This window comes from Gilliamella sp. B3892, from assembly GCF_026536305.1.
Lineage (GTDB): Bacteria > Pseudomonadota > Gammaproteobacteria > Enterobacterales > Orbaceae > Gilliamella.
In genome coordinates this window covers 115250-133120 of the sequence record NZ_JAFNOK010000006.1, presented here as the reverse complement: position 1 = coordinate 133120, position 17871 = coordinate 115250, and the positions used below count along the sequence as shown (strand labels likewise).

Here is a 17871-nt window from a genome sequence, read left to right as displayed (position 1 = left end):
ATCATAACACAATGATTAATATCAACATATAAATCGAACATTCTAATTAACTTGCTCACTTCGACAACTTAATAATTAAAAAAATTAAAGTTTCTTTTTTTACTACCGATACATTAACTATCAGCAAGGATATTGAAGATTATTTCAATATATCGTTGATTTTACTAATCATATTTAAGGAGATAAAAATGGCTCAAGTAATTAATACTAATACTATGTCTTTAATGGCAAAAAATAATCTTAATAATTCTCAAAGCGTTCTTGGTACAGCTATTGAGCGTCTTTCTTCAGGCATGCGTATTAACAGTGCTAAAGATGATGCGGCTGGTCAAGCTATTGCTAACCGTTTTTCTTCAAACATCAAAGGATTAACTCAAGCAGCTCGTAATGCTAACGACGGTATCTCTTTAGCGCAAACAACTGAAGGTGCATTAAACGAAATTAACAACAACGTTCAACGTATCCGTGAACTAACTGTTCAAGCAGCAAACGGTACTAACTCTCAAAGCGATTTAGAGTCAATCCAAAACGAAATCGATCAACGTTTAGAAGAGATTGACCGTGTATCTAAACAAACTGATTTCAATGGTTCTAAAGTATTATCAGCAGATAAAACACTTAAAATTCAAGTAGGTGCAAATGACGGCGAAACTATTGAAATCAATTTGAAAAAAATCGACAGTACTGAACTTGGTCTGGCTTCATTCAACGTTTCTTCAAGCCCAACAGCTGATCCTTTAAAAACACTTGATGCAGCTTTATCAAAAATTGACGGATTACGTGGTGAGCTAGGTGCGGTACAAAACCGTTTTGAATCAACGGTTAACAACATCAACAATACCGTTAATAACTTAAGTTCTGCTCGTAGCCGAATTGAAGATGCTGACTACGCAACTGAAGTATCAAATATGACTCGTGGTCAAATTTTACAACAAGCTGGTACATCTGTTTTAGCACAAGCTAACCAAGTACCACAATCTGTACTTTCTTTATTACAATAATCACACATCATTAGAATTAATTGCCCACTCTAATTTTGTACCTTAGCAATAATGATATTTCTTAATATCATTATTGCTAATTATGGTAATTACCTATTTTTTAATATCTTATTCTTGCCATTAAATAATCTAATTGTCGTCATAATACTATTTTGCATTTTTTAACATTGGTTCAAAATATGAGTGATTGCCTGTATAACTCACAAGGTGTAGTGAATCAAATTGATTGGCAACAATATATCTATTTAGTCCGAAATGAAGCACTTAAATTAGCGGTTCGATTACCGGCAACAATAGAGCTTGATGATTTGTTACAAGTTGGTTATATCGGTTTGTTAGACACGATAAAACGTTATGATGCCTCACAAGGCAATACCTTTACCACTTTTGCAATCCCAAGAATAAAAGGGGCTATGCTTGATGAGTTACGTAACCGAGACTGGTTACCAAGACAAACTCGAAAAAAAATTAAAGATGTGACAAGTGCAATAAATGAATTAGAACAGCGCCTAGGTGTTGCACCTAATGATCAACAAATTGCCGAATATTTACAGCTATCTTTAACCGAATACCGAAAAATATTATTAGATTCAAATTATAGTCAAATATGCTCGTATGATGAAATTCAAAAAAAATTAGGCGATAACGTCGATTTTATTATTGAGCAAAATGAAGATAATAACCCTTTTTTATCTATTATAGGTGATGAAATTCGCCATATTGTTATTCAACAAATTGAAAACTTACCCGAAAAGGAAAAAATGGTTTTAGCACTTTATTACCAAGAAGAACTAAATTTAAAAGAGATAGGTAAAGTGCTCGATATTAGTGAATCAAGGGTGAGTCAATTGCATAGTCAGGCAATAAAAAGAATACAAAGTAAAGTCAGTATATAAAAAATAAGCATAAAAAAAGTAATACCAAGCGAAATTAATCGAAAATAAATTGAAATCATTTTTTTATTGACGTTTTGCGTTTAAAAATGTAATTTTGACGATAAAAAAAGAAATTAAGCGTTTTTTTATTAATTTTGCGTTTTTTACTGCGAACGCAAGCAGATATGGATTGGTGATTAAATTGGGAAACATACTAGATGACGATATTCTTAAATGTATACATCATTTAAATCTTTCAACACTGTTGTTAAGTCAGCGAATGCTTGAAAAAGATAAAATAATGGCAATGTATCGATTAGGAATAGATGAAAAAACAGCAGACATTTTAAGTAATTTAAGTGCGTCACAAATGCTGGTTTTATCAGAAACAAATCAATTGGCTTTTCAGCTACGCTTCGAAAATTCTGAAATGATGGAAACATTAACACAAGAGTCTCGTGTTGGTGATATTAAACAGATGCATACCGGAATTCTTTTATCGAGCTTACTCTTAGACTCAATCAATAAATAGGTAGGGATTAAGATGAGCAGCACAAGTATTGTTCAAAAATACAAAGAAGTTCAGTTAGCTATTCGTTTAATTTCGCTTGGCGCCAGAATTCAAATGTTAGAAAGTGAAACAAATTTAAGCCGTGGAAAACTGATTAAATTATACAAAGAAATTCAAGGATGCCCCCCGCCTAAGGGATTATTACCTTTTTCAACTACATGGTTTATGACTTGGGAACCGAATATTCATTCAAGCATTTTTTATAATGCTTATCACTTTTTAGTAAAACATGGTTGCAAGCCGGGTATTCAATCAATTTTAAAAGCCTATCAACTTTACTTAGAACAATGTCCTTCATCTCATGATGAAGAGCCTGTTTTAGGGTTGACCAGAGCTTGGATTTTAGTCAAATTTGTTGAAAGCAATGTTATGCAACAATCATGTTGTAAAGAGTGCAAAGGTCGATTTATTACTCATGCTTACCAGCCGAGTAACACGTTTATTTGTAGTTTATGTCAACCACCTTCAAGAGCAGAAAAGAACAACAAAACTCACAAAGATAACCATGCCAAATGCCTGCAAGTGCTATCAGTACCTAAGAGTTTTGATTCAGCGATTGCAAAATATATAACCGTTTAAATCAATAAAAAAAATCAAACTTATTAACGACTGTCTAATGGAGAAAAAGGAAAAATAATGCTAATAATTATAGGATATATTGTGGTTATAGCTTCGGCCTTAGCGGGCTATGTGCTAAGTGGAGGGTATTTAGCAGTACTTTTTCAACCATTAGAATTTCTTATCATTGGTGGAACTGCTGTAGGGGCATTTATTGTCAGTAATGAAAAAAAAGCAATAAAAGCTACGCTCAAGTCGTTAGGGCAATTATTTAAAACCTCCAAATATAATAAAACGCTTTATTTAACATTAATTAATTTAATGTACACCGTTTTAACGAAAATCCGCCAAAATGGCGGTTTATCCATTGAAGCCGATATAGATAATCCAAAAGAGAGTGAGTTATTTAAAAAATACCCACTAATTTTAGCCAATCCACAGATCTGCGATTTTATCACTGATTATTTACGTTTAATGATTAGCGGTAATATGGAAGTGTACGAAATCGAAGCATTAATGAATGAAGAGATCGAAACTTATCAACATGAGCTGGAAAAACCGGTCGATGCCATTTCAAGCGTCGGTGATGGATTGCCAGCCTTTGGTATTGTTGCCGCTGTCATGGGGGTAATTAATACGTTAGCCCAAGCGGATAGACCGGCTAGTGAATTAGGTGAGCTCATTGCTCATGCAATGGTTGGAACATTTTTAGGAATATTGCTTGCTTATGGGTTTGTATCACCATTAGCTGCGCTATTAAAACAAAAAAATGCTGATAATTTAAAAATATTAGAGTGTACAAAAGTGATACTGATTGCCAGCATGCACGATTATGCCCCGCAAATATGTATCGAATTTGGTCGCAAAACCATTTTCTCACATGAACGCCCATCTTTCTTTGAGTTAGAAAAATATATTCAAGAAGTGAAAGATCAAAATACTAACCAAACAGAAAGTAAAGAATAATGAAAGATAAGTCAGTAAGAATAATTATCGCTAAAAAATCGGGACATGGGGGAGGACATCACGGCGGTTCATGGAAAATCGCTTATGCTGACTTTATGACAGCCATGATGGCGCTATTTTTAGTGATGTGGTTAATTGCTAAATCTACGCCACAAGAATTACAAGGTATTGCCGAATATTTCAGAACACCACTTATTTTAGGTCAAAACGGCGGAAAAAATCTCAGTGACAGTGAAAGCCCGATTCCTGGTGGCGGCGATGATATTACTAAAACATTAGGCGAAGAAAAAAAGACGCCTGATGCCGATTTAAGTGCAAAACAACTCGAAAAAATACAGTTAATCGAGGCTGCTCGTAAAATATACGAAGTCTTTGAATTAGATCCAAGGCTAAAAAATTTATCTGCTAACTTAATTGTCGAAATAACCGAAATGGGCTTAAGGATTCAGATTTTAGCGTCAAATGATAAACCAATGTTTGATGTAGGCAGTGCAGTTATCCACCCCAATATGCAAGAAATCTTACATGCATTAGCACCAATTATAAACTCACTACCCAATAAAATTACCCTGTCAGGTCATACCGATGAACGCCAATATATTACAGGTGATCGTGGTTATAGCAACTGGGAGTTATCAGCAGACAGAGCCAATGCATCAAGAAGAGAGCTTATTGCCGGAGGGTTAGATTCGAATAAAATTATACGCATTATTGGACTGGCCGATACCGTCGGTTTAAATAAGCCAAACTACAGCAAAGATGCCAACCGTCGAATTAGTATTTTAATTTTAAATAAAGCCGCACAACAATATATTGAAGATGAAAACAATATGACTGGCTTCGATTTTTTAAAACAAGCACAACAACCTGTTCAATCAGAATAATTTAGCAAAAATAAGTAAAGTTGGTGATTAATAGAAATACCATTTCTAGAAAGATTTTATAAAAAAATAATTAAAGTTTTAGCAATTTCAGCCGATATAGAAAATAACACTTTAGTTTAATAATAAGATTATAAACTGAAAATTTATTTAGGAGCTTTTATGTCAAATTCATTGATGAATACCGGTATTAGTGGATTAAATGCAGCACAAAATATGCTTAATGTTATTAGCAATAATATAAGTAATGCGCATACCACTGGTTATAATCGTCAACAACAAATTTTACAGCAAGCAAATAGCTCTAAATATAATTTTGGTTTTGTCGGAAATGGTGTGTCGGTTAATTCGGTTAATCGAGCTTTTAATCAGTTTGTTGTGGGTCAGCTTAGGCAATCTCAATCACAAAATGGATCGATTAAGGCTTATTACAATGAATTGTCGAAAGTGGATAATTTATTGGCAGAAAACGATAACAGTATTTCATCCCAACTTAATAATTTATTTGCCAGTTTAAATAAACTCACCACCAATGCCGGTGATGCATCATCCAAACAAACTGTGATAAGCAATCTGACTTCATTAGTTAGCCAGTTTAATAAAACTGAAATGAGCTTGAAAAATCAGATCGCCAATATTAATACTGAATTAAGTAATAATGTTGATCAAATCAACGCTTACACCAAACAAATTGCTGAACTTAATCAAAAAATATCAAAGCTTCAAGCAGTCAGTGGCGGGAACGAACCCAATGCCTTGCTTGATGAACGTGATCAGCTTGTCAACGAATTAAGTGAAATTGTTGGTATCAATGTTACAGAACAAAACGGACAATATAACATTTCATTAGCGAACGGGTTAAATTTAGTACAAGGATCAACGGTTAACACCTTATCAGTGCAACCGTCTAAAGATGACCCGTCTTTGAATGCAATTGTTTACACGCATAATTCTGGTGCGACTCAAGAACTGACCAGTCAAAATATCGCATCAGGCAGAATTAATGGATTATTAGCTTTTCGTGATGGACCACTCTCCGAATCTCGCAATCAATTAGGATTGATTGCATTAAATTTGGCGGAACGTTTTAATCAAGTACAGATGTCAGGTGTCGATATCAATGGTGACCAAGGTGAAAAACTGTTGGACTACCAGAAACCAAGTTCGATAGCTAACACCAAAAATCAAGGCAATGCCTCAGTTAACATCGATTATCAATCGGTTAATGATGTAAAAGCGTCAGATTATAAGATTGAATATAACGGTTCCGATTGGGTAGTAACCAGATTATCAGACAACACGCAAATCACACCGCAACTTGAAGAAGGCAAATTAATCTTTGATGGATTATCGATTGAAATAACCGGTAATGCTGTTAGCGGCGATTCATTTATGCTTAAACCCGTTGCCGACATAGCGTCTTCATTACAGTTATTAGTTAAAGATGTGAATAAATTAGCTACAGGTATTGCTGATGATGAAAATGGTTCAGGGGATAACCGTAATGTAGCTAAATTTTTAGAAATACAAAATGAAAAATTAATTAACGGTACAAAAACGTTAAATAGCGCTTATACTTCATTAGTCAGTTACATTGGTAGTGAAACGCATACAGCAAAAATTTCGGCACAATCGAGCCAAAATATTACGCAACAAATTTACGAACAAAACCAATCAATATCCGGGGTTAATATTGAAGAAGAATATATCTCTATGCAGGTATATATGCAGTATTACCAAGCTAATGCTAAAGTGATTGATGCTGCAACAACAATATTCGACACGATATTAGGTTTAGCCAAATAATGAAAGGATTTAAAAATGCGCCTCAGCACTAATTCAATGTATCAAAAAAATCTAAATAGTATTTTAAATACCAACAATAAATGGCAAAAATCGGGCTTACATTTAGCAACGGGCAAAAAGATTTTATCCCCTTCTGATGACCCTATGGGCGCTTCGCAAGCATTGATACTTAAACAAGCACAATCAAGAAATGATCAGTTTCAAGCTGCTCGTGAAAGTGCTGATAAATCATTAAGTCGTCAAGACACCATATTGAAAGAAGCCAACACGGTTATCCAATCAATTCAAGAAACATTAGTTTATGCCGGTAACGAAACACTAAACGATGAAAACCGACAAGATTTAGCAAATAAGTTACAAGGACTTAAAGATCAATTGCTTTCCTTAGCGAATGCAAAAGATACCAATGGCAATTATCTATTTGCCGGAAATAAAAACGATACGCCACCATTTGTGGTTGATGAATCAGGCAAAGTTAACTATGTCGGTGGCACAACGCCAATTAATATTTTTATTGATGATACCCGTGAAGTATCACTGAGCTTTACCGGATTACAAGCCTTTATGACAGGCGCAAACATTACTCAGCCAGACGGCACACCTGCTGAAAGCGATATTTTTGCTAGTCTTGATTATGCCATTGCCGCACTTAATATCGAGTTAGACGGTAATGATGAAAAGGCCATTGAACAATTCAGAGACGGGTTATCAAAAGCAAGTGCCGGTATCGATAATTCGTTTGATAACATATCAACCCTTCGTGCCGCAGGCGGTACGGTTTTAGCTGAAGTTGAAAGGTTATCAGCACTCGGTAAAACCCTCGATATTGATTTTCAAACACAAATTAGCGAAATTGAAGATGTTGACTGGTATGATGCTATTTCAGACTATGTCATGCTACAAGCGAATTTACAAGCAGCGCAATATACTTTTATGAACATGCAAAACATGTCACTATTTCAAATGAAATAATCGATTAATCTAACAATACTTTCAGGAGGCTTACACCTCCTTTTTTGTGACCGCAAAAATGTTTTGGGTTATCCCCAATTATATAGTTTAATTAAAGGCAATTTGCCTAAAACCTGCGACATTAGTAGACGGGTTATCTTTGGCTATTTGTTCGACTCGACTAATAATTTGAATCAGCTTATCACTATAATTAGGATCGGTTGCATATTGTGCCGCTTGTAGCGCTTTAGCGGCCGCTCTCGCATCCGGAGCAATAGCTACAGCACGATAGCGTGGGCTTTTGGTTAAAAGATTAAGATAATCAGTTAAAGCATGTTGCTTACTTTGGTAAACTTTAAAATCATCTTGAATTTTGATCATCTTATTGTTCACAAACTCTTGTGTCGTTAATCGGGTAGACTCCCCTTGCCATGAGGTCGTCGCTTTGATACCAAAATAATTATGACTCACATTGTTATCTGTCGTTTTGATCTGTTTTTGACCCCAACCTGTTTCTAATGCTGCTTGTGCAATAATTACTTCATAAGGAATACCCGATGCCTTTGATGCCTGTTTTGCTGGCTCTAGCCACTCAATGATAAACTCTGTGACGTAATCTTTTTCACTATTAGTTTGTTCATTTTTGAAAACTAACGCATTAGTTGTTGCTTTCGCAGCACTATTTGCTTTGTGGTTATGATAGAGCATCTGCCCAATTGCTTGAGCAGATACCGCTGCTTTGTTGTCACTAAATAATGATTGGGCTAATTGCAAATTAGGCTGCGAATTATTGCCATTAAACTGCGGTTTTATGTTCCCTGAAGTTGGTTGGGATTGGGTTAATTGCTTAATAATAATATTAGCCAGACCAAATCCTTTACCTGCTGCTTGCTGCGCTATTTGTTGATCAAACATTGAGGTAAACAACTGACTGGTAGAACGATCAAAAAGACCACCTTCCGGTACCGCCTTACGCATTGATTGCATCATCATATTAATGAATAGTGATTCAAATTGCTGCGCAACTTGTTTAACGCTATCTGTTGCTCCGGTCGCTGCATTTCGTTTTAATTGATTAAGTCCCGAAAAATCATAAGCAAACCGGTTGATAGGCTGACTAATTAAATGTTTCATTGTATCGTTTCTTGATTAAATAGTTTCCAATGATGCATGTAAACACCCTGCTGTTTTTAATGCTTCAAGTATCGACATCAATTCGGTCGGATTGGCACCTAAAAGGTTAAGTGAATTAATGACACGATTTAAATCAGTGCCTGAGGCAACGTTATGTAAAGCGCCACCTTCTTGCATAACACTGACCTGATCATCCGGTGTTACCACCGTTTCTCCGCCAGCTAATGGTGTGTCGGGTTGGCTTACTTTTAATTTATTATTGACCACAACAGATAAATTACCATGTGCCACAGCGCAATTATCTAACTGTACTTTTTGATTCATGACAACAACACCGGTGCGAGTATTGATAACCACTTTAGCCGAAACCGGCGTCGATCCAACTTCTAAATTCTGAACTCGAGATAAAAATTTTACTCGGGCTGCATTCTCTTTTGGCATGGTTAGGCTAACTGTTATGCCGTCTAAAGCTACAGCACTGTTTTTTTGAACCTTGTTTATGGCATCAGCGATTTTTAATGCTCGGGTGAAATCAAATTGATTAAGGTGCAAATGAATAACACTTTGCTCGTCTAATCGAATTGCTAGTTCTCGTTCAATTGTCGCGCCATTGGGAATTGTCGCACCAACCATTTGATTGATACTCACACTACTACTTTTACTACTCGCCCCCATTCCACCAACAAAGAGATTGCCTTGAGCAATAGCATACACCTGATTATCTGCCCCTTTTAGCGGCGTCATAATTAATGTCCCGCCACGCAAACTTTTGGCGTTGCCAAGTGATGAGACCACCACATCAATTTGCTGCCCTACTCGAGAGTAGGAAGGTAATTTCGCTGTTACCATTACAGCAGCAACGTTTTTTAGTTGCATATTACTGCCAGACGGTACAGTGATGCCCAACTGGGAGAGCATATTGGTAATGCTTTGAATCGTAAAAGGGGTTTGTGAAGTTTGGTCGCCAGTGCCGTCTAATCCGACCACAATACCATAACCGACTAAGGCATTTTCTCTGACACCTTGAATAGTAACCAAATCCCGTATGCGCTCAGCATAGCTGTTAGGTACAAAACATAGCATCATCAAAACAATAGAGATAAAAATACGCAAATTGTTAAACATAATGATACCTTTTAAAATGGTGAAAGATTAAAAAACAGACGCTGTAACCAGCCCATTGTTTGGGCTTCGTCAATATAACCATTACCTACATACTCAATACGAGCATCGGCAACTTGAGTCGAAATTACGGTGTTATTTCCACTTATTGTTCTTGGGTTAACTACGCCGGAAAAGCGAATAAACTCTGTACCTTGATTGATTGCTATCTGTTTTTCACCAATGACTTTTAAATTACCGTTGATCATCACATCTTGCACCGTAACGGTAATGGTGCCACTAAATGTGTTTTTCGCATTGGCACCGCCTGAACCTTTAAAATCATTAGCACCGGATAGATCGGTATCAACTTTACCACGCCCAATTAGTCCATCTAAAAATGGCGGTATCGCTTTTACACCTAAAGCAACCGAACTATTGCGCCCGGCATTAATTGATGAACTTTTGCTGGCACTGACATTTTCTTGTAATACGATCGTTAACACATCACCGATATGACGAGGACGGCGATCTTCAAACATCGGTTGATAACCATAACTGCTTGGTTGCGCCGACTGATAAATTGAACCGGTTGAATTCACAATCTCTGGCATTTTAGGAACAATACTTGTTTCGCCTTTAACTAACGGCTTTTTAGGTAACTGAGCACAGCTAAATAAAAAAAATGTCACAACAATACAAAAATATTTCATTACGTTGATCATATTCTTCATTTTATAGTTGATTTAAACGTTGCAACATTTGGTCTGATGCCGAAATCGCTTTGCTGTTAATCTCATAAGCACGTTGTACTTGAATCATATTCACCAACTCTTCGGCCACATTGACATTTGATGTTTCGATATAACCTTGGTATAACAACCCAGCACCATTTAATCCAGGCGTATTTTCAGTCGGCGCCCCCGAACTTTCCGTTTCCAGATAAAGATTTTCGCCAACACTTTCAAGTCCAGTGTCATTAATAAAAGTGTGTAAAGTTAACTGCCCGACTTGCACTTGGGTTGATTGATTAGCTAAAGTTACACTCACAACACCGTCTCGCCCAACGGTCATTTTTATAGCATTAGAAGGAATATTGATTGTCGGTTGAATTTCGTAACCAGCAGCCGTGACTAATTGACCATTTTGATTAACTTGAAACGCACCGCTACGAGTATAGGCTTGTGTACCGTCGGGCATTAAAACTTGAAAAAATCCCTGCCCATTAATTGCAATATCACTACTGTTATCGGTCAACTCTAAGTTACCTTGACTGTGAATTCGTTCGGTAGCAACAGGTCTTACACCAGTACCAATTTGTAAGCCTGACGGTAGTGTGGTTTGCTCAGATGATTGAGCACCCGGCTGACGGAGCGTTTGATAAAGTAAATCTTCAAAGACCGCTCTTTGCCGTTTAAATCCACCTGTGCTAACGTTAGCTAGATTGTTAGAAATAATATCCATATTCATTTGCTGAGCGGTTAATCCGGTTTTAGCTATCCATAATGATTTAATCATTTTTTTCCTTCCTTAATTAAGTTAACGATAAAATTTGATTAGCGCTTTGTGCATTTTGATCAGCGGTCATAATTTGTTTAATTTGCATTTCAAATTGACGTGAATGGCTAATCAAATTCACCATTGCAGTAACAGGATTGACATTACTACCTTCTAAAACACCCGACATCAGTTTTGCATTGGGGTTATCCGGCAAAACAGCGCCAAGCGCATTACGTGTTTGTTCGGTTGCATGAAAGAAACCGTCATCACCACGGATTATTTCACTAGGTTCAAGGCGAACTTTTTTTATCTTGCCTACCTGAGCAATGGTGGTACGTTTATCGCCTGCTCCTAATGCTGATAATGTGCCGTCAGAACTTACACTAACTTGTGAACGTTGAGGCACAGTTAATACGCCATTATCACCCAGTAATGGGTACCCTTGGATATTGAGCGTGCCATTTTCGTCAATTTCGATCGCCCCATTACGGGTATAAGCTTCACTGCCGTCAGTCAACTGCACCGCCAACCAATGGTCTTGAGAAAGTGCAACATCTAAATTACGTCCGGTATAGTTAAATGCACCCATAGTCGAATCGAAAGTTGGCGTGGTTGTGGTAACCATAGTTCTGGTCGGCAATGCATTTTCCACAATCGGCACCGCCTTCATCGCCGCTAATTGAGCACGAAAACCAACCGTTGACACATTAGCAAGATTATTGGTTGTAATCGCCTGCTGATTAAGCGTCTGGCTGGCAGCTGTCATTGCTGTATATATAACGCGATCCATAATTAATCCTTCAATTAACGCAAGTTAACTAGTGTGTTGAGAATCTGATCTTGCGTTTTTATGGTTTGTGAGTTGGATTGATAATTACGCTGTGCAACAATCATATTAACCAGCTCTTGGCTCATATCCACATTTGACGATTCAACAGCACCACTCATTAGTGAACCTAACGTACCTGAGTTTGCCATACCTAAAACTTCAGCACCCGAATTAAGTGTTACACGCCAATTGTTATTGCCTGCTGGCTCAAGTCCATTAACGTTAGCAAAATCAGCCATAGCAATTTGACCTAATAACATGGTTTGTTGGTTAGAATAAATACCAAAGAGCGAACCATCATTAGCGATACTGTAACCGACCAAATCACCTGCGGCGTATCCGTCAACAACCGGGGTTTTAATGCTACCGACTTCTTTACCCATATTTTGCTGAGAGCTGTTCGTAAATGACAAAGTAAAACTGTTATCAGCAGAGCCATTAAGGCCGTTTAGGTTAATGGTCATATCCGGATCGCTAATTAATTTACCGGTAGAGTCAAACTCCATTTGACCTAATTTTTGCAAGCTCGCCGTTGGATCACTACCATCAAGGTAATGCACATCCCATTGATTATCTGCCGTTTTAACATAAAACAGCTGAACATTACGTTGATTACCTAATGAATCATAAGTGGTTATTGTCGTTGAGTAATTGAAAGTATCAGCATCAAGTGCATTTAATGGCTGCTTTTCAGGAACTTTACTGTTCGAATTTAAATTCGTTTGTAGTGAAGCTTTAGTCGTTGCCGAAGCATTTAACATCTCTTGTGATACTTTTAAAGGCGCTGGGGTTGCACCTTGTTGAATTTTAGGTGGTGTACCGGTGGCAAGGTAACCGGTTAATTGTAAACCGTCAGCAGAGATAATGTTTCTTTCAGCATCTAATTGAAATTGCCCATTACGGGTATAGTAAACTTGACCACTGCTATCAACCAAACGGAAAAATCCATTACCCGAAATAGCGACATCTAAACTGTTATTGGTCGCTGTGGTAGTGCCGTCATTGAAATTTTGCACAACAGCTGCAACTTTTACGCCCATACCAACTTTTGAGCCAGCATAGATATCAGCAAATGAGATACTGGCGCTTTTAAAACCGACTGTTGCCGAATTGGCAATATTATTACCAATTACATCTAATTGCTTTGAAGCAGCATTCATACCACTAATTGCCTGAGAAAATCCCATGTGAACTTTATCTCCTTTAAAGAATTTGACGAACTTCGTCAATACTAATTGAACCGAGTATTCCTAAATCAAGTAATACTTTATTGTTAACCTTGCTATTAATAACGCCATAGACAACTGAATAAGATAATGCAGTTGATGACACTTTTTGCCCTTCGCTGGTTGCCTTAACGGTAAATGTGTAACTCCCGTCGGGTGCTGTTGTGCCGTCATTTAATTCACCATCCCAAGTAAATGAGCTTACCCCAGCAGGGATTGCGCCCAAATCAACTTCTCGTACCACATTGCCATTTTCATCTTGAATGGTAATAATGACTGAGTCAGCATCACGAACAAGCTCAAACCCAAATGGTGTTGTAATGGTTTCTTTTTCAGTTTTAGAACCTTCAATATCAGAAGTAGCAACCAATATTTTATTGCCGGGCACCATAACGCCTTTACCAATCATATTACTGGCATTAACCGACAAGCTGTCATCAATTTGACCGGAAACCATACCCAGTGTCGTATTAAGCCTTTCAATACCGGCTAACGTATTAATTTGCGCCAATTGTGATGTTAGTTGGCTATTATCCATTGGATTGGTTGGGTCTTGATTCTTCATTTGTGCAATGAGCAAAGTTAAGAAATTATCTTGTAGCTCTTTACTGGAATTACCGTCAGATGAGCTTTTTTGCAGTGATTGTGGACTTTTTGTCGCAGATGATTCAGAAACAGACACATTAGAAATCCCCATAAGCCACTCCCTATTATTGTCCTAAAGTCAGTGTTTTTAGCATTAAACTTTTTGCCGTATTAATCACTTCAACATTAGCTTGATAACTGCGAGAGGCTGAAATAGTGTTTACCATTTCGGCAACCGGATCGACATTCGGTTTTTGAATATAACCTTGCTCATCGGCTAATGGATGATTGGGCTGATAAACTAAGTTCATTGGTGTTGGATCATCTATCACTTGAGCAACTTTTACACCAGAAACACGATTGGGATCCCCATAATTATCAACCTGAAAAATGACTTGTTTAGCTCGATATGCTTGACCGGAAGTACTGGTGACACTATCGGCATTGGCTAAATTACTGGCACTCACATTCATTCGTTGCGACTGTGCCATTAAAGCTGAACCCGAAATCGAAAAAATTGAAAAACTCATTATCGTTATCCTTGCTGCAATACTGCCATTACATTTTTAAACTGCTCACCTAAAAAGGTTAAATTACTTTGATAATGGATAGCGTTATCCATAAAAGCTGTTCGTTCATGATCCATTTCAACCGTATTACCGTCAGCAGACACTTGATAAGGAACTCGATAAAGAAGATCATAATTAAACTGATTTGATGAATTGACTTGAATATGATTTTTGGCAGTAATATTGAGTGTGACATGATTAATATTATGCTGATGATTAATAGCCTTTTTTAATTCACGATTAAAATCAATATCTCGAGCCTGATAGTTAGGCGTATCACTATTGGCAATATTTGCCGCTAATATCTCTTGACGCTGGTTGCGAATATTTAATGCTTGTTGATGAAAATTAACAAAAGTATCTAATTTATTTAACATAAAATCATCTCATCTTTCTTGATGAAAAGAATTTTAAGTGAATAAAAAAAAACTCATCGTACAAATAAAGATAAAAATTGTCCTTATTTCTACATTCAATCCGGTTTTGATGAAGTAGAATTCAGTCATGGAATTTTTAAAAGCCAATCACTATGACGATAATGATGAGATTTACATTATTCGCTTTATTGCTACTTAGCAGTAATATTTGTTTTGCTGACTTAATGAAAAAACAAATTAAAGATGTCGTATTACAACAATTGAGCATCAAAGAAATTGATAGCTTAGATATTAAGTACCTTTCAACTAAACCCATTTTTAAATGCGATTTTCCGGTATTCACATTACTCAATAAAAGTAAATATTGGGGAAATATGACCTTGAGCGCTAAATGCAACAAAACGACACAATACATTCAAATATATGTATCTGTGATAGGCAAATATTTTGTAGCCAACCAACCAATAAGCGCCGGTACACAAATTACGGAAGATCATATTAAAATGCGATCTGGTCAATTAGATCAGTTACCGGCTAGTGTTATTATCGATAAAGCTGAAATTATAAATAAAATAGCCATACGCAATATCAATAATGAAGAGCCACTCAAATCGGCAATGCTACAAAAAAATTGGCGCATTAAAGCTGGACAGATAGTAAAAGTGATGATCAATGGTGATGGATATTTAATTGCAACTAATGGTAAAGCATTAAGTAATGGGGCTTTAGATGATCTTATTAACATTAAACTTCAATCAGGTAATATTGTTGAAGGTCTGGTTACCGAGCAAGGTATAACAATTCTTAACAAATAAAATTAATGATTTTCTGATTTTTGCCGATAATTGAACTAAACAGATTATTTAAACCTCAACATAAATCAAAGGAATTTTTATGAGTATAGAGGCGACTAAATTAGTGACAACAATATCTGGGGTACTTAGCCGAGATGTATCAGTTGAACAGCATAAAAATAAAAATGCATCGGTGCAAACCAAAGACAACGCATCACAAAGTACTAACGTAAGTTTAAGCAAAAATACAATGACACTTTTACAATCTACCCAAAGTGACATTGATATGGAAAAAGTTAACAACATCAAACAAGCGATAACAAATGGAAGCTTAGTGATAAACCCCGACAAAATTGCCGACGAGCTGATTAAACAAACAATTGAAGATATGAAATGCTAATTTAGGTTTGAAGGAAAATAAAAATGTTAGAATTAGATAACATCTTAACTAAAGTAACAGTCATGTTGCATACACTTTCAGATATCCTACAAACTGAACAACAAATATTGACTAATAAAAGTTCAATTAATCAGCTAAATGAAATAATCAATCAAAAAAGTAAACTCCTTATCGAGCTAAAATTACTCGATGAGCAACGCATCAAAGTAAGCAAACAATTTGAGATTCAAACACCCTATAGCCAAGTTCCTGAGCTCGCTAAAAAGTGGCAAAAAATCACTGAGACAACCAAACAGCTTGCTCAAATCAATCGTGATAATGGCATGATTATTCAAAATCGCTTAAATATCACAGAGCAAACCATAAATCATTTAAGAAGCTTAAATAATCCCGTTGTTTATACCAATAATGGTTACCAACAAAACGAAACGATTTCATCAAAACGAGCTAAAGTTTAGTTCACCTTTGAATAGTTAATCTGTAAACGAGATAAATACCCTGTAAATTATGGTCTTTTCAAGCCAACAACTTTTCCAAGTTGCGTTCATACTATTACGACCAAAAACCCTAATTAGACCATAAATCGGTATTTAATTCCAAAATGGCTGACGATAGTGACTTAGATAAAAGTGAACAACCCACCGATAGCAAAATAAAAAAAGCTAAAGAAAAGGGACAGATTCCTCGTTCTCGTGAATTAACATCGTTAATTATACTACTCGTTGGCATTATGTTATTTTGGAGTATGGGGACAAATTTAGTCAGAAACTTAATAACCATTATCCAAACGGCAATGAAGGTATCTTATCGAGTCGACGACGATAAGCTAATGATATTTAATTTAGTCAATCTATTGACCGCCGGTTTTTGGGCTATTTTACCTATTTTTTGTGCTTTAGTTATCGTTGCAATCATTGCTCCAACTGGAGTTGGTGGTTTACTGTTTAGTCTGCAATCTATTAAACCTAATTTTAAAAAATTGAATCCCATTGCCGGATTTAAACGATTATTTAGTGGCAGAATTTTCTCTGAATTACTCAAAAGTGTCTTGAAAGTTATTTTAATTTCTATCACTTCTGCGCTGTTTTTATTACACCACTTTCCTGACATGTTGGCACTGCCCAATATGTATCTAAATAATGCCTTAGCAAAGGTAGTACAACTTTTAATAATTTGTGGGATATTGGCGGTTTTATCTTTAATTCCAATGGTTAGTTTTGACATTTTTTATCAGCTCTGGAGCAATCTGAAAAAATTGAAAATGTCTAAACAAGAGATCAAAGACGAATTTAAAGAGCAAGAGGGCAACCCACAAATCAAGGGGCGTATTCGCCAAATGCAACAGGCAGTAGCAAGACGACGAATGATGAAAGATGTGGCGAAAGCAAATGTCATTGTTACTAACCCAACCCATTATGCTGTCGCATTACAATACGACGAAAAAACCATGGCTGCACCTAAATTATTGGCTAAAGGCACGAATAAAATTGCTTTGCGGATTAAAGAAATTGCAAACGAGCATAACATCCCACAATTAGAAGCGCCACCACTGGCACGTGCGCTATACCGACACGGCGAAATTGGTGAAACCATACCAGCTGAGTTATATACCGCCGTTGCTCAAATTTTGGCATGGGTCTATCAATTAAAACATTGGTATAAATATGGTGGTAATAAACCTATAGCACCGAATAATCTACCAATACCTGAATCATTCACCGTGAATAAATAAGGCAATCACTTTTGT

Annotated in this window: 21 protein-coding genes; 12 read left to right on the top strand and 9 right to left on the bottom strand. The window is 36.5% G+C overall.

Annotation, left to right across the window (positions count from 1 at the left end; all coding sequences use genetic code 11):
• The first annotated feature begins 188 nt into the window (after window positions 1–188).
• The 8 genes from J3U74_RS07945 to flgL all read left to right on the top strand — a co-directional run bounded on the left by J3U74_RS07945 (window position 189) and on the right by flgL (window position 7630).
• Window positions 189–1001, top strand: coding sequence for a flagellin (locus J3U74_RS07945; protein WP_220218346.1), 813 nt, complete (start codon window positions 189–191; stop codon window positions 999–1001).
• Window positions 1002–1180: 179 nt separating this feature from the next.
• The gene (locus J3U74_RS07940) at window positions 1181–1897 is read left to right on the top strand and encodes an RNA polymerase sigma factor FliA (protein WP_267329344.1); all 717 of its coding nucleotides are present in this window, start codon (window positions 1181–1183) and stop codon (window positions 1895–1897) included.
• A 190-nt stretch (window positions 1898–2087) separates the two neighbouring features.
• A complete protein-coding gene (flhD, locus tag J3U74_RS07935; RefSeq protein ID WP_366915684.1) occupies window positions 2088–2408 on the top strand; it encodes a flagellar transcriptional regulator FlhD in 321 nt (106 codons plus the stop codon).
• Between the two features lie 12 nt (window positions 2409–2420).
• Window positions 2421–3026, top strand: a complete 606-nt coding sequence (gene flhC, locus J3U74_RS07930; RefSeq protein WP_220218349.1) for a flagellar transcriptional regulator FlhC — start codon at window positions 2421–2423, stop codon at window positions 3024–3026.
• A gap of 57 nt (window positions 3027–3083) precedes the next feature.
• Window positions 3084–3971: a flagellar motor stator protein MotA gene (gene motA / locus J3U74_RS07925; protein ID WP_220218350.1), complete on the top strand. Its 888-nt coding sequence runs from the start codon at window positions 3084–3086 to the stop codon at window positions 3969–3971.
• Window positions 3971–4855, top strand: a complete 885-nt coding sequence (motB, locus tag J3U74_RS07920; RefSeq protein WP_220218351.1) for a flagellar motor protein MotB — start codon at window positions 3971–3973, stop codon at window positions 4853–4855. Before motA ends, motB begins: the two co-directional genes overlap by 1 nt.
• Window positions 4856–5014: 159 nt before the next feature.
• Window positions 5015–6658: a flagellar hook-associated protein FlgK gene (gene flgK / locus J3U74_RS07915; RefSeq protein ID WP_267329343.1), complete on the top strand. Its 1644-nt coding sequence runs from the start codon at window positions 5015–5017 to the stop codon at window positions 6656–6658.
• A gap of 15 nt (window positions 6659–6673) precedes the next feature.
• Window positions 6674–7630: a flagellar hook-associated protein FlgL gene (flgL, locus tag J3U74_RS07910; RefSeq protein WP_220218353.1), complete on the top strand. Its 957-nt coding sequence runs from the start codon at window positions 6674–6676 to the stop codon at window positions 7628–7630.
• An 87-nt stretch (window positions 7631–7717) separates the two neighbouring features.
• On the opposite strand, the gene flgJ is transcribed toward flgL, so the two are convergent.
• Genes flgJ through flgB form a run of 9 tightly spaced genes read right to left on the bottom strand, consistent with a single transcriptional unit; the run spans window position 7718 to window position 14930 of the window.
• Window positions 7718–8743 carry a flagellar assembly peptidoglycan hydrolase FlgJ gene (gene flgJ / locus J3U74_RS07905; protein WP_267329342.1) on the bottom strand — a complete coding sequence of 342 codons (1026 nt, stop codon included), beginning with the start codon at window positions 8741–8743 and terminating at the stop codon, window positions 7718–7720.
• 15 nt (window positions 8744–8758) lie between these two features.
• Window positions 8759–9868 carry a flagellar basal body P-ring protein FlgI gene (locus J3U74_RS07900; RefSeq protein WP_324099758.1) on the bottom strand — a complete coding sequence of 370 codons (1110 nt, stop codon included), beginning with the start codon at window positions 9866–9868 and terminating at the stop codon, window positions 8759–8761.
• Between the two features lie 11 nt (window positions 9869–9879).
• Window positions 9880–10557, bottom strand: coding sequence for a flagellar basal body L-ring protein FlgH (locus J3U74_RS07895; RefSeq protein ID WP_255556166.1), 678 nt, complete (start codon window positions 10555–10557; stop codon window positions 9880–9882).
• Between the two features lie 22 nt (window positions 10558–10579).
• Window positions 10580–11362 (bottom strand): flagellar basal-body rod protein FlgG, encoded by a 783-nt coding sequence (flgG, locus tag J3U74_RS07890; RefSeq protein WP_220218357.1) that lies wholly within the window; start codon window positions 11360–11362, stop codon window positions 10580–10582.
• A gap of 16 nt (window positions 11363–11378) precedes the next feature.
• A complete protein-coding gene (locus J3U74_RS07885) occupies window positions 11379–12134 on the bottom strand; it encodes a flagellar basal body rod protein FlgF (RefSeq protein WP_220218358.1) in 756 nt (251 codons plus the stop codon).
• A 14-nt stretch (window positions 12135–12148) separates the two neighbouring features.
• Window positions 12149–13360 carry a flagellar hook protein FlgE gene (gene flgE, locus J3U74_RS07880; protein WP_267329341.1) on the bottom strand — a complete coding sequence of 404 codons (1212 nt, stop codon included), beginning with the start codon at window positions 13358–13360 and terminating at the stop codon, window positions 12149–12151.
• Between the two features lie 16 nt (window positions 13361–13376).
• Window positions 13377–14096 (bottom strand): flagellar hook assembly protein FlgD, encoded by a 720-nt coding sequence (flgD, locus tag J3U74_RS07875; RefSeq protein ID WP_220218360.1) that lies wholly within the window; start codon window positions 14094–14096, stop codon window positions 13377–13379.
• A 13-nt stretch (window positions 14097–14109) separates the two neighbouring features.
• Window positions 14110–14514 (bottom strand): flagellar basal body rod protein FlgC, encoded by a 405-nt coding sequence (gene flgC / locus J3U74_RS07870; protein ID WP_220218361.1) that lies wholly within the window; start codon window positions 14512–14514, stop codon window positions 14110–14112.
• Window positions 14515–14519: 5 nt separating this feature from the next.
• Window positions 14520–14930 (bottom strand): flagellar basal body rod protein FlgB, encoded by a 411-nt coding sequence (gene flgB / locus J3U74_RS07865; RefSeq protein ID WP_220218362.1) that lies wholly within the window; start codon window positions 14928–14930, stop codon window positions 14520–14522.
• A gap of 224 nt (window positions 14931–15154) precedes the next feature.
• On the opposite strand from flgB, the gene flgA reads away from it, so the two are divergent.
• The 4 genes from flgA (at window position 15155) to flhB (ending at window position 17856) form a co-directional block, all read left to right on the top strand.
• Complete coding sequence (flgA, locus tag J3U74_RS07860; RefSeq protein ID WP_267329340.1) at window positions 15155–15745, top strand: flagellar basal body P-ring formation chaperone FlgA; 591 nt, start codon at window positions 15155–15157, stop codon at window positions 15743–15745.
• A 79-nt stretch (window positions 15746–15824) separates the two neighbouring features.
• The gene (gene flgM, locus J3U74_RS07855) at window positions 15825–16124 is read left to right on the top strand and encodes a flagellar biosynthesis anti-sigma factor FlgM (protein ID WP_220218364.1); all 300 of its coding nucleotides are present in this window, start codon (window positions 15825–15827) and stop codon (window positions 16122–16124) included.
• A gap of 23 nt (window positions 16125–16147) precedes the next feature.
• Entirely contained in the window at window positions 16148–16582 is a 435-nt protein-coding gene (locus J3U74_RS07850; RefSeq protein WP_267329339.1) for a flagella synthesis protein FlgN, read from the top strand.
• A 143-nt stretch (window positions 16583–16725) separates the two neighbouring features.
• Entirely contained in the window at window positions 16726–17856 is a 1131-nt protein-coding gene (gene flhB / locus J3U74_RS07845) for a flagellar biosynthesis protein FlhB (RefSeq protein WP_267329338.1), read from the top strand.
• Window positions 17857–17871 lie beyond the last annotated feature (15 nt).